At 69.7% G+C, this 19,249-nt stretch carries 20 protein-coding genes; 7 read left to right on the top strand and 13 right to left on the bottom strand.

Annotated features, from left to right (window positions below; translation table 11 throughout):
- Positions 1-6: 6 nt before the first annotated feature.
- The 3 genes from B7R22_RS15350 to B7R22_RS15340 form a co-directional block, all read right to left on the bottom strand.
- The gene (locus tag B7R22_RS15350) at positions 7-894 is read right to left on the bottom strand and encodes a 1,4-dihydroxy-2-naphthoyl-CoA synthase (RefSeq protein ID WP_116412572.1); all 888 of its coding nucleotides are present in this window, start codon (positions 892-894) and stop codon (positions 7-9) included.
- Positions 895-939: 45 nt separating this feature from the next.
- A complete protein-coding gene (locus B7R22_RS15345) occupies positions 940-3,087 on the bottom strand; it encodes a PQQ-dependent sugar dehydrogenase (protein ID WP_116412571.1) in 2,148 nt (715 codons plus the stop codon).
- 78 nt (positions 3,088-3,165) lie between these two features.
- Complete coding sequence (locus tag B7R22_RS15340; RefSeq protein WP_116412570.1) at positions 3,166-4,188, bottom strand: aldo/keto reductase; 1,023 nt, start codon at positions 4,186-4,188, stop codon at positions 3,166-3,168.
- A 237-nt stretch (positions 4,189-4,425) separates the two neighbouring features.
- Between B7R22_RS15340 and B7R22_RS15335 the strand changes: the two genes are divergently transcribed.
- The gene (locus B7R22_RS15335) at positions 4,426-5,322 is read left to right on the top strand and encodes a glucose 1-dehydrogenase (RefSeq protein ID WP_116412569.1); all 897 of its coding nucleotides are present in this window, start codon (positions 4,426-4,428) and stop codon (positions 5,320-5,322) included.
- A 129-nt stretch (positions 5,323-5,451) separates the two neighbouring features.
- Here the strand turns inward: B7R22_RS15335 and B7R22_RS15330 are convergent, their stop codons facing one another.
- Both B7R22_RS15330 and B7R22_RS19310 read right to left on the bottom strand, forming a co-directional pair.
- Positions 5,452-6,036 carry a mismatch-specific DNA-glycosylase gene (locus B7R22_RS15330; protein ID WP_116412568.1) on the bottom strand — a complete coding sequence of 195 codons (585 nt, stop codon included), beginning with the start codon at positions 6,034-6,036 and terminating at the stop codon, positions 5,452-5,454.
- An 18-nt stretch (positions 6,037-6,054) separates the two neighbouring features.
- Entirely contained in the window at positions 6,055-6,204 is a 150-nt protein-coding gene (locus B7R22_RS19310; protein ID WP_172582462.1) for a hypothetical protein, read from the bottom strand.
- A 112-nt stretch (positions 6,205-6,316) separates the two neighbouring features.
- Here B7R22_RS19310 and B7R22_RS15325 point away from each other — a divergent pair, with 112 nt between their 5' ends.
- Entirely contained in the window at positions 6,317-6,601 is a 285-nt protein-coding gene (locus B7R22_RS15325) for a GNAT family N-acetyltransferase (RefSeq protein ID WP_116412567.1), read from the top strand.
- Positions 6,602-6,692: 91 nt separating this feature from the next.
- Here B7R22_RS15325 and B7R22_RS15320 read toward each other — a convergent pair whose 3' ends face one another.
- Together B7R22_RS15320 and B7R22_RS15315 are read right to left on the bottom strand one after the other, a co-directional pair.
- The gene (locus tag B7R22_RS15320) at positions 6,693-6,953 is read right to left on the bottom strand and encodes a CopG family transcriptional regulator (RefSeq protein WP_116284351.1); all 261 of its coding nucleotides are present in this window, start codon (positions 6,951-6,953) and stop codon (positions 6,693-6,695) included.
- 11 nt (positions 6,954-6,964) lie between these two features.
- Positions 6,965-7,204 carry a toxin gene (locus B7R22_RS15315; RefSeq protein ID WP_116412566.1) on the bottom strand — a complete coding sequence of 80 codons (240 nt, stop codon included), beginning with the start codon at positions 7,202-7,204 and terminating at the stop codon, positions 6,965-6,967.
- Between the two features lie 182 nt (positions 7,205-7,386).
- On the opposite strand from B7R22_RS15315, the gene B7R22_RS15310 reads away from it, so the two are divergent.
- Positions 7,387-10,107: a lamin tail domain-containing protein gene (locus B7R22_RS15310; protein WP_172582460.1), complete on the top strand. Its 2,721-nt coding sequence runs from the start codon at positions 7,387-7,389 to the stop codon at positions 10,105-10,107.
- Positions 10,108-10,175: 68 nt separating this feature from the next.
- Positions 10,176-10,628, top strand: coding sequence for a hypothetical protein (locus B7R22_RS15305; RefSeq protein WP_116412564.1), 453 nt, complete (start codon positions 10,176-10,178; stop codon positions 10,626-10,628).
- On the opposite strand, the gene B7R22_RS15300 is transcribed toward B7R22_RS15305, so the two are convergent.
- Complete coding sequence (locus B7R22_RS15300; RefSeq protein ID WP_253259112.1) at positions 10,591-11,544, bottom strand: DMT family transporter; 954 nt, start codon at positions 11,542-11,544, stop codon at positions 10,591-10,593. The two genes, B7R22_RS15305 and B7R22_RS15300, sit on opposite strands and share 38 nt — an antisense overlap.
- 44 nt (positions 11,545-11,588) lie before the next feature.
- Between B7R22_RS15300 and B7R22_RS15295 the strand changes: the two genes are divergently transcribed.
- Entirely contained in the window at positions 11,589-12,092 is a 504-nt protein-coding gene (locus tag B7R22_RS15295) for a MarR family winged helix-turn-helix transcriptional regulator (RefSeq protein ID WP_116412562.1), read from the top strand.
- A 206-nt stretch (positions 12,093-12,298) separates the two neighbouring features.
- Here the strand turns inward: B7R22_RS15295 and B7R22_RS15290 are convergent, their stop codons facing one another.
- From B7R22_RS15290 to B7R22_RS15280, 3 genes are all read right to left on the bottom strand, one after another.
- Positions 12,299-13,378 (bottom strand): WxL protein peptidoglycan domain-containing protein, encoded by a 1,080-nt coding sequence (locus B7R22_RS15290; RefSeq protein ID WP_116412561.1) that lies wholly within the window; start codon positions 13,376-13,378, stop codon positions 12,299-12,301.
- 87 nt (positions 13,379-13,465) lie between these two features.
- A complete protein-coding gene (locus B7R22_RS15285; RefSeq protein ID WP_116412560.1) occupies positions 13,466-15,460 on the bottom strand; it encodes a purple acid phosphatase family protein in 1,995 nt (664 codons plus the stop codon).
- 152 nt (positions 15,461-15,612) lie between these two features.
- On the bottom strand, positions 15,613-16,827 hold the full coding sequence (locus B7R22_RS15280) for a HupE/UreJ family protein (RefSeq protein WP_116412559.1): 1,215 nt from the start codon (positions 16,825-16,827) through the stop codon (positions 15,613-15,615).
- 203 nt (positions 16,828-17,030) lie between these two features.
- Between B7R22_RS15280 and B7R22_RS15275 the strand changes: the two genes are divergently transcribed.
- Positions 17,031-17,678 carry a hypothetical protein gene (locus B7R22_RS15275; protein ID WP_116412558.1) on the top strand — a complete coding sequence of 216 codons (648 nt, stop codon included), beginning with the start codon at positions 17,031-17,033 and terminating at the stop codon, positions 17,676-17,678.
- Between the two features lie 9 nt (positions 17,679-17,687).
- Here B7R22_RS15275 and B7R22_RS15270 read toward each other — a convergent pair whose 3' ends face one another.
- Complete coding sequence (locus B7R22_RS15270) at positions 17,688-18,236, bottom strand: Gfo/Idh/MocA family protein (RefSeq protein WP_116412557.1); 549 nt, start codon at positions 18,234-18,236, stop codon at positions 17,688-17,690.
- A 10-nt stretch (positions 18,237-18,246) separates the two neighbouring features.
- Positions 18,247-18,375, bottom strand: coding sequence for a hypothetical protein (locus tag B7R22_RS20120; RefSeq protein WP_301182623.1), 129 nt, complete (start codon positions 18,373-18,375; stop codon positions 18,247-18,249).
- Between the two features lie 233 nt (positions 18,376-18,608).
- On the opposite strand from B7R22_RS20120, the gene B7R22_RS15265 reads away from it, so the two are divergent.
- Entirely contained in the window at positions 18,609-19,205 is a 597-nt protein-coding gene (locus tag B7R22_RS15265; protein ID WP_116412556.1) for a DUF998 domain-containing protein, read from the top strand.
- Positions 19,206-19,249: the final 44 nt, after the last annotated feature.

The raw sequence follows: 19,249 nt of genomic DNA, 5'->3' as shown, positions 1-19,249 counted from the left end.
GTCGCGTCAGAACTGCCAGGGGTAGGGCCCCCAGTCGGCCTCGCGCTTCTCGAGGAACGAGTCCCGGCCCTCGACCGCTTCGTCGGTGCCGTAGGCGAGCCGGGTCGCCTCGCCCGCGAAGATCTGCTGGCCCACGAGCCCGTCGTCGACGGCGTTGAACGCGAATTTGAGCATCCGGATCGCCGTCGGCGACTTGCCGAGGATCGTGTTCGCCCAGGCGTAGGCCGTCGACTCGAGCTCAGCGTGCGGCACGACCGCGTTGATCGCGCCCATCTCGTAGGCGCGCTGGGCGCTGTACTCCTCGGCGAGGAAGAAGATCTCGCGGGCGACCTTCTGCCCCACCTGCCGGGCGAGGTAGGCGCTGCCGTAGCCGCCGTCGAACGAGCCGACATCGGCATCGGTCTGCTTGAAGTGGGCGTGCTCCGCGCTCGCGATGGTGAGGTCGCAGATCACGTGGAGGGAGTGCCCGCCGCCCGCTGCCCAGCCCGGAACCACGGCGATGACGACCTTCGGCATGAACCGGATGAGCCGCTGCACCTCCAGGATGTGGAGCCGGCCCGTCGAGTGCGTGCCGTCCTTGTACTGGTAGCCGTCGCGGCCCCGGATGCGCTGGTCGCCGCCCGAGCAGAACGCCCACTTGCCGTCCTTCGGGCTGGGGCCGTTGCCGGTCAGCAGCACAACGCCGATGCGGGTGTTCTGGCGGGCATCCTCGAGCACCCGGAACAGTTCGTCGACCGACTGCGGGCGGAACGCGTTCAGCACCTCCGGCCGGTTGAAGGCCACCCGGGCGACCCGGCCCGCGGTGTCGTGGTGATAGGTGATGTCCGTCAGGTCGGAGAAGCCGTCGACGGGCCTCCACACGGATTCGTCGAACAGGTCGGAAACGTTGGTCATGACGACAGCTTATTCAGCCGCGCGGTCGGGCGGCTGACGAGCCGTTCAGCCGCCGAGCGTGACGCGCAGGAGCTTCTCGTCGCTGTTGTTCGGCACGCTGTCCTTGTCGCCGAGGTTGCTGGTCGTCAGCCAGAGGCCACCGCCCGGTGCCGGCTCGACGGTGCGGAGCCGCCCGTAGGTGCCGTTGAAGAGCACCTGCACGTTCGTCAGGCCGGTGCCCGAAATGACCTCCCGGTAGAGCCGGGTGCCCCGCTCGCACGCCACGTAGAGCACATCGCGCACGATCGCGATGCCCGAGCATGAGCCCTCGGAGGTGGGATACGTCTGCGCGGGGGCGCGGAAGCCGGCCGTGCCGCACGTGCCCGTCGTGCCCTCACAGGCCGGCCAGCCGTAGTTGCCGCCCCGCACGATGAGGTTCGTCTCGTCCATCACGCTGTTGCCGAACTCCTGCTCCCAGAGACGACCCTGCGAGTCGAATGCCAGGCCCTGGGGGTTCCTGTGGCCGTAACTCCAGATGTAGTTGCCAAAGGGGTTGTCGCTCGGCACGGTGCCGTCGGCGTTCATCCGCAGCACCTTGCCGTTCAGCGAGGCGAGGTTCTGGGCGTTGTCGCCGTTCTGGGCGTCGCCGGTGCTCGCGTACAGTTTCCCGTCCGGGCCGAAGCGCAAGCGCCCGCCGTTGTGGAACTTGTTGCGGAGGATCCCCGTCAGCAGCACCTGCTCGCTCGACGCGACGAGCGAGTCGTTCTCGACCTTGATGCGAACGATGCGGTTGTCGGTCGCGGTGGTGTGCATGATGTAGAGCCAGTGCGTTGTCGCGAAGTCGGGGGCGATCGCCAGCCCGAGCAGCCCGCCCTCGCCGTCGGTGCTCTGCACGTTCGGCACCGTTCCGAGCGTCGTCTTCGCACCCGTCGCAGGGTTCAGGTGCGTGATGTCATGGGCGTCGCGCCGACTGTAGAGGATCGTTCCGTCAGCCAGCGTGACGAGGCCCCACGGGATGTCGGTGTCGACGCCGACCTGGCTGACGGAGCAGACGGCCTGGGCGCATCCGGAGCCCGTCTTCACCGACACGGAGGCGCTGTGCGTCGACACGTTCGCCTGGCCGTCACGCGCGACGACGAAGTAGCCGTACGTCGTCGCCGGGGAGAGTCCGCTGTCGACGAACGTGGTGGCGGGGGCCGCGGATGCCGTACCGGTCACCGCGCCGACCTTCACCGAACCGCGGTAGATGTCGTAGGCGCGGACGCCGATGTTGTCGGTCGAGGCCTTCCACGTCAGCGTGACCGTCGTTCCCGACACGGATGCCGTGAGGCCGGTCGGTGCGGTCGGCGGCTGCGTGTCGGCCTGGCAGTTGGGAGGGGTGATCGACACCGTCTGGCTCGCCTGGGACACATTTCCCGCGGCATCCCGTGCATTCACGTAGAGCCCCCACGTCGCACCGGCGACCACCCTGAGATTCGCGCGGCGGGCCGGGGCGGCCACCGAGGCCATCAGCTGGCCGTCGTGGTAGACGTCGTAGAAGGTGACGCCCACGTTGTCGGTGGAGACGGTCCAGCCGAAACCGACGCTGTTGCAGGTGAGCGTGCTGATGTGTGCGTCGCCGGGGATGCTCGGCGGGGTGGTGTCGGGCACGAGGCTCGTGCTGAACTTCTGGCCGACGCTGCCGTTGCAGGTCAGCATGCCCACGGGGGTGCTGTTGGCTGTGGCGCCGCCGGTGACGTCGAGGCAGAGGCCGGACTCCACTCCGGTGATCGTTCCGTTCGCGTTCAGCCGCCACTTCTGGTTCGCGCCGCCGTTGCAGGTGTAGATCTGCGCGCGTGCGGGGGAGGTGGTGACGTGGCTGGCGACGTCGAGGCAGCGGGTGTCGCCGAAGGTCTTCAGCTCGCTGGCGGTGCTGAACGTCCAGCCCTGGTTGGGTTGGTTGTTGCAGTCGTAGATGTTCATGCCCGTACCGGGGGTGGCCACGTTGCCGATGACGTCGAGGCAGCGGCCGGAGGGGGTGCTCAGGATGCGGGCGGGGGCGGCGGCGGCCTGGGTTTCGCCAGCAGTGGTCGAGGCGGAGGCGGTGGCGGCGGTGGCGGGCGTGGCGGTGGCGGGCGTGACGGCGGGGCCGGCCAGGGTCACGGCCAGCGTCAGCGCGACCAGGGCGGCGCCCAGGACGACAGGGCGGGAGCTTCGGAATCGGTGCAGCGACATGGCAGGACCTCCGCGGTCGAGGCTACTCCCGAAGGTGAGCCTGTGTCACGCCCTCTCGGCTGGTTTCGGCACGGGCCGTCAGGTCCAGGCGCGTGCGGTGCGTTCCGCCCAGTACTGCCCGGGTGGCTCCGCAAGAGCGGCCAGGGCTTCGTCGCCGGCGCGTGGACGACCGGAGTCGAGGTTCTCGCGCAACTGCGCTCCGGTGACGGCCCCGGTGAGCACGATGTCGGCCCACGGATGCGCCAGCGCCGCCCCGAGCGCGAACCCGGCGAGCGGCTGGCCGTCGGCCGCGGCCAGTGCCGCCGCCGCGCGCTCGCCGCCCTGCGCTGCACCCACCGCGCCGCCCACCGCGCCCGCCGCACCAGCGCCACCCGCGCGGCCCGCGGCATCCGCGGAGCCCGCACCGCGCGCCGTCAGGCGCCCGTTCGCCAGCGCCTCCTTCACCACCACGAGCCACTTCGCATCGTTCGCCCGGGCGAGGGCGGCGCCCGCGGACTGTTCCAGCAGGTTCCACGTGCACTGCACCGCGCTGAAGGGCGAATCCGGCATCGCGAGGGCGGCGTCGATCACCGCGGACTGGCCCGGTCCGCTCGTCGAGAAGCCGACCCGCACCCCGCCGGCCGCGATCTCGCGCAGACGGTCGAGGAGCGCACCGTCGCCGAGGGCAGGGCTGTCGGGCGTGAGCGAATGCACGAGGTACACGTCAGGCGACCCGCCGAGGGCCTCGAGCGTCTCGGGCCACTGCGCCTCGAGCATCCGGAGGCTGTGTTCCTTGCGTTCCTGCACGGGGGCGTCCATGCGCCAGCCGCCCACGTATTCGTATCCCCACTTCGAGCCGATGGTGAGTTCGTTGCGGCGCTCCGGATGTTCGACGAGCCAGGATCCGAGGAACTGTTCGGCGTGCCCGTAGGACCGCGCGGCGTCGAAGTAGCGGATGCCGAGCATCCACGCCCCCTCGAGCAGCTGGTGCGCGCGGCCGCGCATCGCGTCGACCGACCTCTCGGCGCCGGCGCCCAAGTCGTCGCCCCGCCCAACCGTGATGTACGCGGGGCGGCCGATGGCGGCGAGCCCGAGTCCGAGGCGGGAGGCGTTGTCGCTCATGCCTCCGACCCTACCCGCGCCTTTCTCCCTCCCTCCCTCCCTCCCTCCCTCCTTCCCGCCCAGGCCCCGTGGCCCGCGAGGGGACGCAGATCGCGCCACGCAACCTGGGTTGGCGCGATTTGGGTCCCTTCGCGGTCGCGCTCGAGCTCGATCCGGGCATCCGGGACCGAACTGTCGGGGGAACGGGCGGAGCGCAACCCCCCGCTGCCCCCGCTGCCCCGCGCGTAGCGTCGAAGCATGACTGATGACCAGTACACGTTCCAGGATCCCTCGAAGATGTTCGCCGACATCACCCCGTCTGCGCAGTACCAGGAAGGCGCCGGGCTCGACTCCGAACTCGACGACCGCGCCGACCGCGGAGAGAAGACCTACCGCGGCAGCGGACGGCTCGCCGGTCGCAAGGCGCTCGTCACCGGAGGCGATTCGGGCATCGGCGCGGCCGTCGCGATCGCGTTCGCGCGCGAAGGTGCCGACGTCGCGATCTCGTTCCTGCCCGAGGAGCAGGAGGACGCCGACCGCATCCTCGCCCTGATCGAGGAGGCCGGGCAGAAGGGCGCGGGTTTCGCGAGTGACATCACGAGCGCCGAGTTCAGCCGGAGCCTCGTGGCCGACGCGGTCGCAGCCCTCGGCGGGCTCGACATCCTGGTGAACAACGCCGGCAAGCAGCAGTTCGTCGAAGACCTGCTCGAACTCTCCGACGAGCAGTTCGACGAGACATACAAGACGAACGTCTACGCGATGTTCTGGATCACCAAGGCCGCGCTCCCGCACCTTGCGCCGGGTTCCAGCATCATCAACACGTCGTCGATCCAGGCGTACTCGCCCTCGGAGACACTCGTCGACTACGCCTCGACGAAGGCCGCGATCAACACGTTCTCGAAGGCGCTCTCGCAGCAGCTCGCGCCGAAGGGCATCCGCGTGAACGTCGTCGCGCCCGGGCCGATCTGGACTCCGCTGCAGACCGCGGGCGGTCAGCCCACCGAGGAGCTGCCGACGGTCGGCGAGCAGACGCCGCTCGGTCGCTGGGGCCAGCCATCGGAGCTGGCGCCGGCCTACGTGTTCCTCGCGTCGGGCGAGTCGAGCTACGTCGTCGGCGAGACGCTGCACGTCAATGGCGGCATGCCTACTCCGTAGCCGGCTCCCTCCCATCGAGTGGGCAGTTTGGGCCCCATAGCCACGTTTTTGGGGCCCAAATCGCCCATTTGACTGAGGTGCGGGGCGGGCGGGCGGGGCGGACGTGCGGCGCGGGGCGGGCGGGTGCCGTCAGGCGGGCGGCGGGTCGTACACCGGGATGCCTGCCGCCATCGCGACGGCACGGTACGCGGCCCCGAGGGAATCCGCCGTCTCGTGCGCATTCAGCCCGCTGGGGTTCGGCACCACCCAGAGCGGCACCCCTCCCAGCGGCTCGGGCTGGAGTCCCGGCGCCGCACGGGGGCGCCCGAAGGCCGCGCGGTAGGCCGTGACACCGAGCATCGCGACGACGGTGGGCGCGATCATCCGCACCCGCCGTTCGAGATCGAGGGCACCCGCTACCAGCGCTTCCTGCGACAGTTCGTCTGCGCGAGCGGATGCCGTGGCCACCAGGCTCGTGATGCCGATGCCGCGCGCTTCGAGGTGGGCCCGGTCATCCGGCCGCAGTCCGTCGCTGGCGTCGATGCGGTGGTCGACGATCCCGGCGCGGAACAGGGCCGGGTAGAACCGGTTGCTCCCCCCGCCGAAGGGTGCCTGCACAGCGACCGCCCGGAGCCCCGGGTTGATGCCGACGAACAGGAGGCGGACGCCCGGCCCGAGCAGGTCGGGGAGGGTGCCGCCGTGGAAGGCGGCCAGCTGGGCGCGGCTGAGCTTCATCCCTGCACGATACGCCGGTCAGTCGGCGCTCTGGACCCAGTGGCTGTTGCCCGTGTGGTCGCCGTTCGCCGCGTCGATCTGCGCCCACGTGTTGTAGCCGACCACCACCGACAGAACGATCCCGAGCGCTCCGAGCGCGGGGCGGATCTTCGCCAGGTACCTGTTCATCATGTCCTCCTCGGTTCTCCTCCATCGTGAGTGCGGACGCTATGAGCACTCAGTGAGAACGCTGGACGCGCGCTGGATGATTCGTGCGGGCATCCGGACGTATTCTGGGGTCATGGCAAGCGAACTCCTGCACGACACCGAGCGGCACCGCTACTTCCTGCGCGTCGACGGCGCCCTGGTCAGTGCGGCGGACTACGTGCTGCGCGACAACACCATCTCGTTCAATCACACGTTCACCGACCCGAAGCTCCGCGGCAGGGGTTACGCGAACGAGGTCGTCACCTACGCCGTCGACGATGTGGAGCAGAACACGACCTACCGCGTGGTGCCGATGTGCTGGTACGTCGGGCAGTGGTTCGACGAACATCCGGAGCGCGCCGCCCTCCTCGCGCGCTGACCCCGCGCGGCGCCCGGGCGCCCTCGCCACTCGCAGCGCCCCGGGCGCTCCCCCTGGTTTTGCGGCGGCGGGGGAGCACTGTGAGTGTCCGTCAGGCGCTTTTGAGCCATTCGCGAAGGGCGTGGCGAATGACTTCGCTTCGGCTCACGTGCTCAGCCGCGGCTCGTTGCTCGAGCGCCGACTCGAGCTCCGGGTCGAGCCGAATGGTTGTCACGTGAGCGACCGAGCTCCCCATGCGGGGTCGACCGCGGCGTTTCAGGTCGGTTGTGTCGTAGCCGATTTCGGCTTCATCTGCCCACTTCTGAAGCTGGGCGTCTGAGACCGGCTCGCCGTTGATCGAGTTGTCTGCCATGTTCCTCACCTTCAGTCCAGTAAATCGTAATAGGCCTTGCGCGCTTTCATCGAGTGGATGATGAGTTCGCGTTTGTTATCGAATGTGAGAACAACCAGCTCAAGCAGCTGCCCGGTGGTGTCGAACCCCAGCCGGAGTTGCCTACTCGGGTTGCCTTCTTCAAGGTCGATGGAGAAGAGACCGCCGGCTGCGGCTGCGATCGAGTCCGCCGGCTCAATTCCGTGTTTCAACGCTGAGTGGTGCACCTTCACCTGATTATCGTATTACGAAAAGCCTAGCTGGTGAAGCTTCCCTTCGAGTGCTGAGGAACCGGCATGCCGCCCAGGCGTGCGGCACCGGCCGTTCACCCGGCGTCAAGGTGACGGATGCCCGGAGCCGGGATGCTCTGCGAGGGGAGAGCGACCGCGCGCCTCCCGAGGAAGTGAGAAGCATCGTGCCTGCCCGTTGGCGTTTCCCTGTCGGGATCGTTCTTGCCGCCGCCGTTCTGGCGTCGCCGTTCGTCGGACTCCAGACGGCGACCGCGGCGACCGCCGTTCCCGTCGCGAGCAGCGTGAAGATCAACGAGGTCGAGTCCAGCGGCGGCACGCCGGGCGACTGGGTGGAGCTCGCGAACACCGCCGCGACGCCGGTGGACCTGTCGGGCTACATCGTCAAGGACAACGACGACACGCACGTGTTCACGATCGCCGCGAACACGACAATCGCGGCGAACGGCTTCCTCGCGCTCGATGTCGAGACCGCTTACGGGCTGGGCGCATCCGACTCCGCCCGGCTCTTCGCGCCCGACGGCACGACCCTCGTCGACTCGTACACATGGACGTCGCACGCAAGCCCTACGTACGGCCGCTGCCCTGACGGCACCGGTGCCTTCACCACGACCCTCGCCTCGACAAAGGGTGCGGCGAACAGCTGCACACCGCCTGCCCCGACCGTGGCCACCTCGGTGAAGATCAACGAGGTCGAGTCGAGCGGCGGCACTCCCGGTGACTGGGCCGAGCTCGTCAACACCTCGGCGGTGGCTCTGGATGTCGCGGGCTACATCATCAAGGACAACGACGACACGCACGTGTTCACCATCCCTGCGGGCACGAGCATCGCCCCGAAGGGGTACCTCGCGCTCGATGTGGAGACCGCCTACGGATTGGGCGCATCCGACTCGGCCCGGTTCTTCGCGCCCAACGGCACGACACTCATCGACGCCTACACCTGGACGGCGCACGCGAGCACGACATACGGACGCTGCCCCGACGGCACCGGCGCGTTCCAGGCGACCACGACGTCGACCAAGGGCGCGGCCAACGACTGCGGCCAGGCCCCGCCGACCACGCCGACCGGCCCGACGGCCGAAGCCTGGCCGGGTGCGTCATCCATCGCCACCGCAGACCAGAACGGCGTCATCGGCGGCAACCTGAGCGGCCTCGCCTACGACCCGTCGGGCACCAGCGCCCGCGGAACCCTCTGGGCCGTGAAGAACGGGCCGAGCACGCTCTACAAACTGACGTACAACGGCAGCGCGTGGGTCTCCGACACCTCCGGCACGGGGGCCTTTGCGGCCGGCAAGGCGCTGCACTACGCCGACGGCACGGGCGATCCGGATGCCGAAGGTGTGACCTTCACCGGCGCGGGCCCCTCGGGCGGCGCCTTCGTGTCGACCGAGCGCAACAACAGCGTGAGCGCGGTCAGCCGCCCCTCGGTGCTGAAGTTCGACGCGACAGGCGCAGCGACCAACGGTGCTACCAGCCTGAACGCCACCATGGAGTGGAACCTCACCGCCGACCTGCCGGCCGTGGCACCCAACAGCGGACTCGAGGCGATCTCCTGGCTCTCCGACTCCTTCCTCACCTCGAAGGGTTTCGTCGACGAGAAGACCGGCGCCGCCTACAACCCTGCGACCTACGCCGATCACGGCAACGGGCTCTTCTTCGTCGGCCTCGAAGCGAACGGTGCGGTCTACGCCTACGCCCTCAACCAGGTGACCGGCGGCTACACCCGCGTCGCCACGATCGCGAGCGGCTTCACGGGCGTGATGGATCTCGAGTTCGAACAGGAGACGAGCCGCCTCTGGGCGGTCTGCGACGACACCTGCAACGGGCAGTCGGCGATCCTCGAGATCGCACAGTCAGGCACGAACAAGGGCCACTTCGCGGTGACCCACGTCTATGACCGCCCCTCCGGCATGCCGAACTACAACAACGAGGGATTCGCCCTCGCACCGCAGGCCGAGTGCGTCGCCGGTCAGAAGCCGGCCTTCTGGTCGGACGACACGAACGATCAGGGCTCCGCGCTCCGGAGCGGCACGGTGAACTGCACCGTCATTCCCGATACAACCGCACCGGTGGTCTCGGCGGCGCTCACGGGTCGCGCGCTCACGCTGTCGGCGACGGACTCCGGATCGGGCGTCGCCACCATCGAGTACCAGCTCGACACGGCCACCGCGTGGTCCCTCTACAGCGCTCCGGTGGTGCTCGACGGCAACGCCCACACCGTGCGCTACCGGGCAACGGATGTCGCGGGGGTCGTCAGCTCGGTGCAGACGCTCTCGGCCTCCGCGACCGCCCCCACGGGCATCCTGACCCTGCAGCCGCAGGGCGTCGCGCGCACCATCGAGCCGAACGGCACCGTTTCGGGCCTCGGCGCACGGCTGGTCGACGCGAACCTCAGTCCGGTGGTCGGCATCAGGATCACCTTCCAGATCACCGGCCCGGGCACGTTCGCGGGCGGGGCGACCTCTACGGGTGTCATCACGAACTCGGCCGGGATCGCCCTGGCACCGGTCGTCGTCGGGACAGCTCCCGGCTCGGTCGTGCTCAAGGCCGCACGCTCGGGGTCGACGACGATCGCGCTGCCCACGATCACCGTCGCCGCGCCGGCCGCCGCACTCACGGCGACTGTGGCGGCGTCGACGGCTGTCGTGGCAGGCAAGGTCTCGCTCACGGTGACAGCGACGAACACCTCGACGGTGCCGGTCACGGTTCTGCTGAAGTCGACCTACGGAACGAAGACCTTCACGGCCGTCGCACCCGGCGCCACCGTCGCGCAGACCTTCAAGACGTACGTGGCAGCGGTGGCGGCCGGGTCGGCCACCGTCGTGCTCACGGGTGATGCCGGCCAGCGCAGCTTTGCGGCGCCGTATGCGGCCACCGCGGCGAACTGACGGCGTCACTGCAGCGTCACCGTGGCGTCGCGCCACCAGACCAACCGGCACACCAGGAGAGAGAAATCATGCACAACGCGCCATCGACCGACCCTGATGACCTCGCGAACGGATGGTCGCCCAGCCGTCGTGCGGTGATGCGCGCGGCTGCCTGGAGCATGCCGGTCATCGCCCTCGCTGTGGGCGTGCCAGCGTTGGCCGCGTCGGGCGCTGCAGCGACGATCACCCCGCCCGACCCCATCGCCGCCGGCATCGGCGACTCGGTTCCGCTGGTCTTCACGGTCTCCGAGAACGGGGCACCGTTGGCGAGCGGAGTGCTGACGGTCACTCTGAACGACACCAACACGGCGTCGTTCGACCCGGATGGCGAGGGCTACTCGAGCCCGACGCTGGCGTCGTACACGATCACCGACGGCTACGCCTTCCCGCTGGTGATCGTCGCTGCCTACGGCACCGTCACGGGCTCGGCGACGGTCGGCGGAGTCACGATCTCGTTCGCGGTGCCGGTGTCGGCGGGCTGACCCGCCCCCCGCCGCGCGCCTCCCGCCCCGCCGGGGCCCCTCGCCTCCGGCGCTGGCCGAGCAGTACTCCGGCCACGACCAGCGCGGTGCCGATCGCCTGGCGCGGGCCGAAGGGCTCGGCGGCCAGCAGGGTGCCGAGCAGCACGCCGGTGACCGGGTTGAGCAGCCCCACCAGGCCGACGGTGCCGGCCGGCAGGTGGCGGAGCCCCGTGAACCACGCGACGAAGGCGACCGCGGTCGCGACCACGCTCACGTAGCCGAAGGCGAGGGCCGCGGTGCCGTCTATCACAGGTGGAGCCCCCTCGACGAGCAGCGCGAAGGGCAGCACCATCAGCCCGCCGGCGATCAACTGCCACGAGGTGACCGCCAGGGTCTTCTGTTCGACAGCCCACTTCTTCGTGAGCACGAAACCGAATGACGACAGCAGCATCGCGGCGAGGGACGCGAGCACCCCGGCGAGTTCGACGCCTGCGGTGCCGCCGAGCAGCATCGTGCCGACCCCGACGAACCCGACCAGAGCGCCGAGCAGCGGGAAGAGGGTCGGCCGGTCCCGCAGCAGCGGCCACGCCACCAGCATGAGCACCGCCGCGGAGGTCGCCATGACGGTGGACGCGATGCTCGACGGCAGGAGCTGCGACGCGCGGTAGACCAGCACGAAGAATGCGCCCACGTTGAGCGCGCCGAGCACGACCGACTTCCACCACCACGATCCGTGCGGACGGGCTCGGGCCAGCGCGAGCAGCAGCGCTCCGGCGGGCAGGGCACGAAGCACAGCGCCCCAGAGCGGATGATCGAGCGGCAGGAACTGGCGCGTCACGTAGTAGTTAGAGCCCCACGCGATCGGCGCGATGGCGGTGATGAGCAACCACCGCCAGGCGACGGGGCGGGAGGTCATCCGAAGGCCGGTATCTTCCATGGAAGTGACTATAGCTTCCCCGGAAGTTATAGTCGAGTGTGAACATGGATCGGGTTTCAGGCATCCAGGCGGAATGGCGGCGCGAGCGCCCCGACCTCGACGTGTCACCGCAGGGGGTGATCGGCCGGCTGCACCGGCTCGCAGCGCACCTCACGGCTGAGCTGACCGTCGTCTACGAGCGGCACGGTCTGGGGGAGGGCGAGTTCGACGTGCTCGCAGCTCTGCGGCGTGCGGGTGAGCCGTTCGAACGGGCACCCGGCGAGCTCGCCGAACACACGATGGTGACGACCGGGGCGATGACGAAACGCCTCGACCGGCTCGTGGCCGGGGGCCTCGTGGTGCGCCGTGTGGCGGAGGGTGACGGGCGGCGGCGCGTGGTGGCGCTGACCGCCCGCGGGCGTGAGGTGATCGACGCGGCGTTCACGGAGCACATGGCGAACGAGCGCCGGCTCGTCGACCTCGTGCCGGCGGCCGACCGCCCTGCGCTCGAGGTGCTGCTCGCCGGCTGGCTCGCCGCCTTCGAGCTGCCTCGGGCCGACCGGGGCTGACCCGCCCGCCCGCCCCCGCCCCCGCCCCCGCGGATCCTGCTCCCATGCCGCCCGCAGCCCTCACGCCACCCCGCCGTCCCGGCTCCCACCGGGCGGCCGACGAGAGGACGCAAAGTGCTCGAATCGCGGGGATTCAGAGCAGTTTGCGTCCTCTCGAATCGATTCGACGGCGCGCGAGGGCGGGGCGCGTGCGGGGACGGGGCGCGCTACAGCGCGGCGCCCTCGCGCGACGACTCGAGCGCCGAGGCGACCGCGGCCTGCACGCGCGCGTCCTCCGCGGCGAGGCGCGACGCCGCACGGCGGCGGCGGAGGCGCACACCCAGCACGATCAGCGCGGCGAGCACGAGCACGACCACCAGCAGCATCCACGGCACCGCCCAACCCGACGCCGACGCGGTCACCGGGTCGAGGTCGGTCGTCGAACCCGACGCGTCGATCACCACGGGTACCACGCTCGCCGACGCGCCCAGCCAGAACGATGCGGGGACGTCCCGCACCGGCACCGACACGTTCCAGCTTTCGCCGGGGAGCAGCTGCGGGGGAGCATCCAGAGTCCCAGCGGACGCGCCGAACCAGCCGAACGGGCCGGCCACCGAGGCCGACTGCTGGGCCGAGAGAACCGCGTTGCCCGCGTTGTGGAGCGTGTAACCGATCGTCGCGTCGCCGCCGGCGAACGGGTTGAGGCCGCCGTTCCAGTCGACGTGCATGTTCTCCACGGCGAGGGCGGGGGCGAGGTCGCCGCCCACGCGCAGGGTGATCTTGATGCCGAGCCGGCGGTCGACGGTGATGCCGTTCTCGGTGCCGGGCTGCGTGAGCGAGGTGACGATACCGCCGGAGTAGTCGCCGGGGGTCGCATTGGCGGGCACCGCGAGGGTGAAGGGGAACTCGGTGGTCTCGCCCGGCGCGACGGTGATGTGGTCGGTGCCGCTCGCGACCCAGGCACCCACGCCGACGGACTGCGTTCCGGCCACGACGAGGTCGAACTGCCCGCTCTCGGTGGTGTACCCGTCGGCGGCGTACACTCCGAGAACCACGGCGGTGTCACCGTGGTTCGCCACGACCAGGGCATCGTCGACCGAGGCGCCGGGGGTGATCGCGTAGTTGTAGCCGGTGCGCTCTGCGCCGTACTGGTTGGATGCCGTGCGCACGGTCCACGTCACATCATCCCCCTCGGCGTGGGCGACCCCGGCGGGCATCCCGATGACGCCGATGAGGGAGAGGGTGGCGACCGCCACCGCGACCGCCACTGTGGAGAGGAGGGAGCGGGCTGATCTGTGCACGTTCATGATGTCCTTGGGGGGTTAAGAGCGAATGCCCGGTGGGGTGCATGCCGACAGGCGCACACCCCACCGGGGCCGTTCAGGTGCTGCTGCCTAGCTGCTGAGCGCGGTCAGCGTCAGGGTCGCGCGGTAGCTTCCCTTGTCGACGGAGCCCGGGATCTTCAGGTCGAGGTCTGCGCCGAGCGAAGCGGTTCCGCGGGCGTGGCCCTGGGTCGCCGAGCCGAGGCCGCGGGAGACCGAGAGGCCGTCGCCACCGTCGTAGCCGGACTGGATGGCGACTCCAGCGGTCGCACCCGCCCCGGCGGTGACGATCTTCGGCGTCCAGCCGAGGTTCTTGCCCGAAAAGGTGGCGGTGCCGTCGCGGAAGTCGCCGACCGATGCGGAGATCGACCACGGGGACTGCGTGTGACGGGTGTCAGAGACGACGATCGGGTTGATCGAGCCGGCGGCCTGGAAGTACTGGCCGTTCACCTCGGTCGCGGTGCCGAGGTCGACGAGGCGGTTGCCGCCGTCGATCGTCCAGCCGAATTCACCCGGGGCGGCGGTCGGAACTGTCACCTGGATGTCTTCGCCGCTACCGTGGTTCGCGTGGATCGTGACCGAGTCGGTGACGGAACCGACGGGCTGCGCTGCGGTCGCACCGCTGTTCGGTCCACACCACGCGACCTTGCCGAGCTCGACAGCAGCGTTCGGCGCGGCGCACGTGCCGGAGCGCACGTTCTGCACGACGAGCTGATCGGCCTGCACCTGCACCTTGACGTACGAGCGCACGTGCTCCTGGTTCTCGGAGGAGTTGTACCAGTAGTTCGACGGGTTCAGCGGGTCGGCGCCGTTGCCGGCACCCGTGGTGCCGGAGTTGTCGGGAGCCGTGATGTCGTAGTACTTCGAGCCGGAGGCGCTGTTCGCCGTCACGTAGATGACGCCGCCGGGGCCGGGGAACACATCGTTCGCGCCGGGCTGTTCCGCCGGGTTCGCCTTGATGCCGTTCTTGATCTCGTAGCTGCGGGTGTACACGTGGTCGTGTCCCTGCAGAACGAGGTCGACGCCGAGGTTGGAGAACGTCGTCGGGAAGTCGACGCGGCGCACCTTGGCATCGCTGTCCTTCGCGTGGTCGGCCGCGGAGTAGATCGAGTGGTGGTACACGAGAACCGTGTACTTCGCCTCTGCGCCGTGCTGGGTGACCACGTCGGTGACGTAGCCGACGTGCGCGGCGTCTCCGCCACCACCCTGTGCGGTCGAGTAGCTGTTGCTGTTCAGGTCGATGAACAGAACATCCTTGTAGATGTACCAGTAGTCGCCGCCCGAGGTGGCCGACGCGGGGTTGCCGTTGGAATAGTAGGCGGCTGACCGGTCGGTGTTCGGGGTGGAGAGGTGCTGCTCGTAGGCCTTGCCGCCGACGTCGTGGTTTCCGATCGTCGCTGCGTAGGGAACCTGGCGCAGCTGGTCGGGCGCGAGGAACGAGTCCCACTGCGCCTCGGTGTTCGCGGTCTCGACTTGGTCGCCGCCCGAGACGAGCAGTTCGGCGTTCGGGTTGGCGGCAGTGGCGACGGCGAGCGTGTCGGCCCAGCCAGCGCCATCCTTCGCCACGTTGCCCGACGAACCGATCTGCGGATCGCCGAGGAACAGGAAGTCGTAGTTGCCGTCGAAGCTCTGCGTCTTGAAGCTGTAGGCCGCAGACCAGTTGCCTTCCGAGCCGACCCGGTACGAGTACGTCGTGTTCTCGCTGAGCCCGGTGATGGTGGCGTGGCGGTTGTAGCCGCCGCTGGTCGCGATGTTCGCCGCGCCGATGGCTGCGAACGTCTGGGCGCCGGCCGGGAACGCACCCGCGACGATCGCCGAGGTCGGTGCGAGCTGCACCTGCTGGCTGGTGTCGGCCGAGGAGTACCAGGACACGATGCGCTGCGATTCGCTCGCGCCGACTCCGAGGATGACCCCGGTGAGGTTCGCGGTCTCGGCCGCCGATGCGGAGGGGGCAGCGAAGCCGCTGCCGACCGAGACGCAGCCCACGAGGGCTGCGGCGGTCAGGATCACGGCGGCGCGGTAGCGGGTGCGCCGCCGCCCTGCTGTGAATGCTGTGGGGGAGGACATGAGTCTTCCGTTCTCTTGGGGTTCCCGTGAAAGGAACAGGTTGACTGCTTCACGCTCTCGGCGCGGAGTGAACGGCGGTTGAACGGATGTCGCTGGGGTAGTTGATCGAGTGCAAATGTTCTGAGCCGATTCACATGAACGGTGTGGCTTTCTCACAGGTCCACGAGGCGTTCGACGAACCAGATGAGCCCGAACACAGAAACCGCCACGGCGAGGGCACCTGTCGCCCACAACCCGATCCGGGGCCGGCGGCGACGCAGCAGTGCGAGAAGCGGGAACAGCGCAGCGATGATCGCGACCTGCACCGCCTCGATGCCGAGGTTGAAGACGAGCAACGACCAGAGCAGGGTCCACGACCAGGGCTCGTCGATGCCGAGGGCCGAGGCGAACCCGAGCCCGTGCACCAGTCCGAACAGGAACACGACCCCGAGGCGCAGCCATCCTGCCCGGTCGAGCCCGAGCGGCCCGCTCGACGAATCGAGCTCATTCGCGGCATCCCCCCGCCGCCAGAGCCGCCACAGGTACCACGACGCGACGACCGCGATCGAGAGGGCGATGATCGGTTCGATGATGCGGGCCGAGACCGAGATGACACCGGTGGCGGCGAGGATGAACGTCACCGAGTGCGCCACGGTGAAGGTGGTGGCGGCGAGGATCACCTCCCGGAACTTGCGGGAGCCGGCGATGAGGGCCAGGAGGAAGAGGATGTGGTCGATGCCGGAGAGCAGGTGCTCGGCCCCGAGGCGGAAGAACTCCCAGAACCGCTCGGCGGTGCCCTGCTCGGTCGAGAACGAGGGCTGGTTCGCGTCGAGCGCAGCGGTGCCCGAGCGTTCGTCGATCTCGTAGGTGAGGATCGTCTTGGTGCCGGTGACATAGCCCTCCGAGTCCCCGAACAGGGTGCTCGTGACGATGTGCCCCTGGCTTGTCGGGGCGCAGGCCTGGTCGACGATGATCTTCGCGTAGGGAACGCCCTGCTGGAGCGTCTCCGTGATGTCGCCGGCGAGAGTCGGGGTGCAGGTCTTGCCTCCGGCCGTCACGGTGAGGTGGCTGGCCAGGTAGTCGGCGACGGATGTCGCGTGGTTCGCGAGCACGGCAGGGCGGGTCGTCTCGTCGCCGTTCTCGAAGGCATCCGTGCCCGTCAGGAACAGGTCGTTGTCGTGCTCCGCATCGGCGGCGGAGACCACCAGCAGGTCGTATTCCAGCTGGAGTTCGGTTCGGACGACGCCCTGGTCTGCCGAGCTGACGTCGATGTATGCAACGGAGGAGAATCCGTGGGCGGAAGCAGACGAGGCCGAACCGAACGCCGGTGCGAAAGCCAGAGCGACGAGCGGGAGCGCCAGAAGGGCGCGATGCATCCGGGTGGACATGGTTCTCCTTGGGTCAGCTAGGGAGGCTGTCGTGAACCGGTGAACGGAGTGAGGACCGACGGCCAACGAACGGGGAACTCTGGGCCGGATGGCGCATCCGCGTCACCGTCGTGACGCAGGATATGGAAGCACGCGACCATGCCCCTGGCCCGACCCGGCCGGGCCCGATCCGAGACGGATGCCCCTTGCGATTCCGCGCCCGAATGCTGACTGTCCTCGCCCTCGCGGGCGCCGGTTCTGCGCTCCTCTCCGGCTGCGCCCCGGGCGACAGCTGGGCACAGCCGCATCCGGCACCAACTCTGGTGGGAGCTGTCGGGGCCGGGTTCCTGCCCGAATCCTCCCCCAGCCCCGAGGCGACGGTGCAGCCGAAGGCGGGATCGTGGGACGACGTGCATCCGTCAGCCGGCCTCCGGGTCGTGCTGGTCACCGCCGGCGACGACGACCCCACACGCACGCTCGTCTCGGCCATCGAGTCCTGGGCGACTGCCGAGAAGGTGGAACTCCGTACCGTCTCGGCCGGCGACGACCACATCGGCGGAATCGTGCAGGCGTTGGAGATGAGGCCCGACCTCGTGGTGAGCGCCGGCAATGACCTCGTCGATGCTCTCGCGGTCGTGACGCCGAGCCACCTCGAACAGGACTTCCTGATCGTCGGAGCCGAGATCGCCGAGCCCACGCAGAACGTGACCGCCGTCGACTGGACCGGCGCGTCGTTCCGCGGTGTCGGCCTCGGAGCGGCCTCCGAGTATGACGCGGCGACGTTCACCCCGGAGCGCAGCGAACGGGCCCTTCGCGCGGGTGTCGCCTCCGTGCTTCACGGCCAGACCGGCGTGGTGCTCTGGGTCGACTGACCACTGGGTTCAGCCGAGCTGGGCGCGGGCCGCGTCCATCGCCTCGAGCACGGCGAGGGTGTGCGCGTTCGGCATCATCGTCGATTTCGTCAGGCCCGCCGCGCCCGCACGCTCGAGATCCAGTGCCTGGAACTGCATACCTCGCGTAACGTTCATGCCGCTGGCGGCATATGGCTCCCGCGATTCGACGAGCCGGGTCGGGCGGGAGGCGTCGTGGAGCCGGAAGGGCGTCCACGCGAAGTACGGGGCGTCGAGGTGGATCCAGCCCTCGTCGCCCATGATCGACGCATCGTTCGGGCCCGGGTGCTCCATCGAGAAGGAGAGTGTGGCGACCGCGTCGGGGTAGCCGAGAAGCACCTGCAGCCCGAGATCGACGCCCACGGCATCCACCCGCCCCGCAGCACTGACCGAGCGCGGAGTTCCCAGCACGTCGACCGCGAGCGCGAACGCATAGACCCCGAGGTCGAGCAGCACGCCACCGGCGAGGGCCGGGTCGCCGTGCCGTCCGGTCGGTGACAGGTCGAGCCGCTGGTGGTGCGCCGTCGTGATCGCCCGCACGATGCCGACATCACCCCCGGGCGATGCGCTCCCGCAGGGCGAGATTCGTCGGAGTGAACCCCGTCCACAGCGCATCCATCACGAACACACCGGCCTCGCGGGCGGCGGCGAAGACGCGGCGGGCGGATGCTGATTCCACCGTGAAGGCCTTCTCACGAGCACGTTCTTGCCGGCTGCAATCGCGAGCAGCGCCTGTGCCGGGGGCCGCTTCGGTGACCTGACCCTCCGGCCAGCCGGCGGTGCTGCGGCGTGGCGACGACCCCGTTCGAACGTGCCCGGCCCCTAGAATCGGGGTGAAGCGACCGGTCGGGGGATGAGCAGCTCGTTCCGAGCACGGCCCCACGGTCATCCGCGAGTCGAGGGAGGGCACCGATGGCGTTCCTCGCTGCAATCGTGGCCCTCGTCGGTGTGGCGGTCACCCTCGCCGCGCTCGTCTTCCTGCATCTCGGCCGAACGGGGCTGAGTCCGGTCACCGCGGCTGTCGGCGAATACGGTATCTCGGCGCTCCGCGGCGGCTACCGGGTCGCCACGATCGCGCTCGGTGTCGCAGCCATCGCCCTCGGTGTCGCCATCACCTTCTACCTGGCCGTGCCGAACCTCCCCGCGTTCCTCTTCCTGCTGCTGTTCGGCGTAGCGCGCCTCGTCATCAGCTGGGCGCCGATGGATCGGCCCGGGGCCCCGCGCACAGGAACGGGCCGCGCGCACACCGTGCTGGCGACTCTCTTCTTCGCGTCGGCGACGGCAGCGGCGTTCCTGTTCAGCGCCTCCTTCGCGGGGGATCCCGTCTTCGGACCGATCGCTGGCCACTCCGGCGCGCTCGCGTGGGCGATGGCGGTGCTCGCGGCCTTCGTGGTCGCCGCCGTCGTCGCGCCGGCCGCGCGTCCCGTGTTCGGGCTGGCCGAGCGGCTGCTCTACGCCGCCATCCTGCTCTGGATGGCGGTGGTGGCCGTCGCGGTGCTGGCGCGCTGACGCGCGCCCCCCGCCCCTCGCCCCTCCCCCCGCCCCGCCCGCCG

Origin of the sequence: Subtercola boreus (assembly GCF_003399635.1) — a bacterium.
GTDB lineage: Bacteria > Actinomycetota > Actinomycetes > Actinomycetales > Microbacteriaceae > Subtercola > Subtercola boreus_B.
This window is presented reverse-complemented; position numbering and strand designations above follow the sequence as displayed.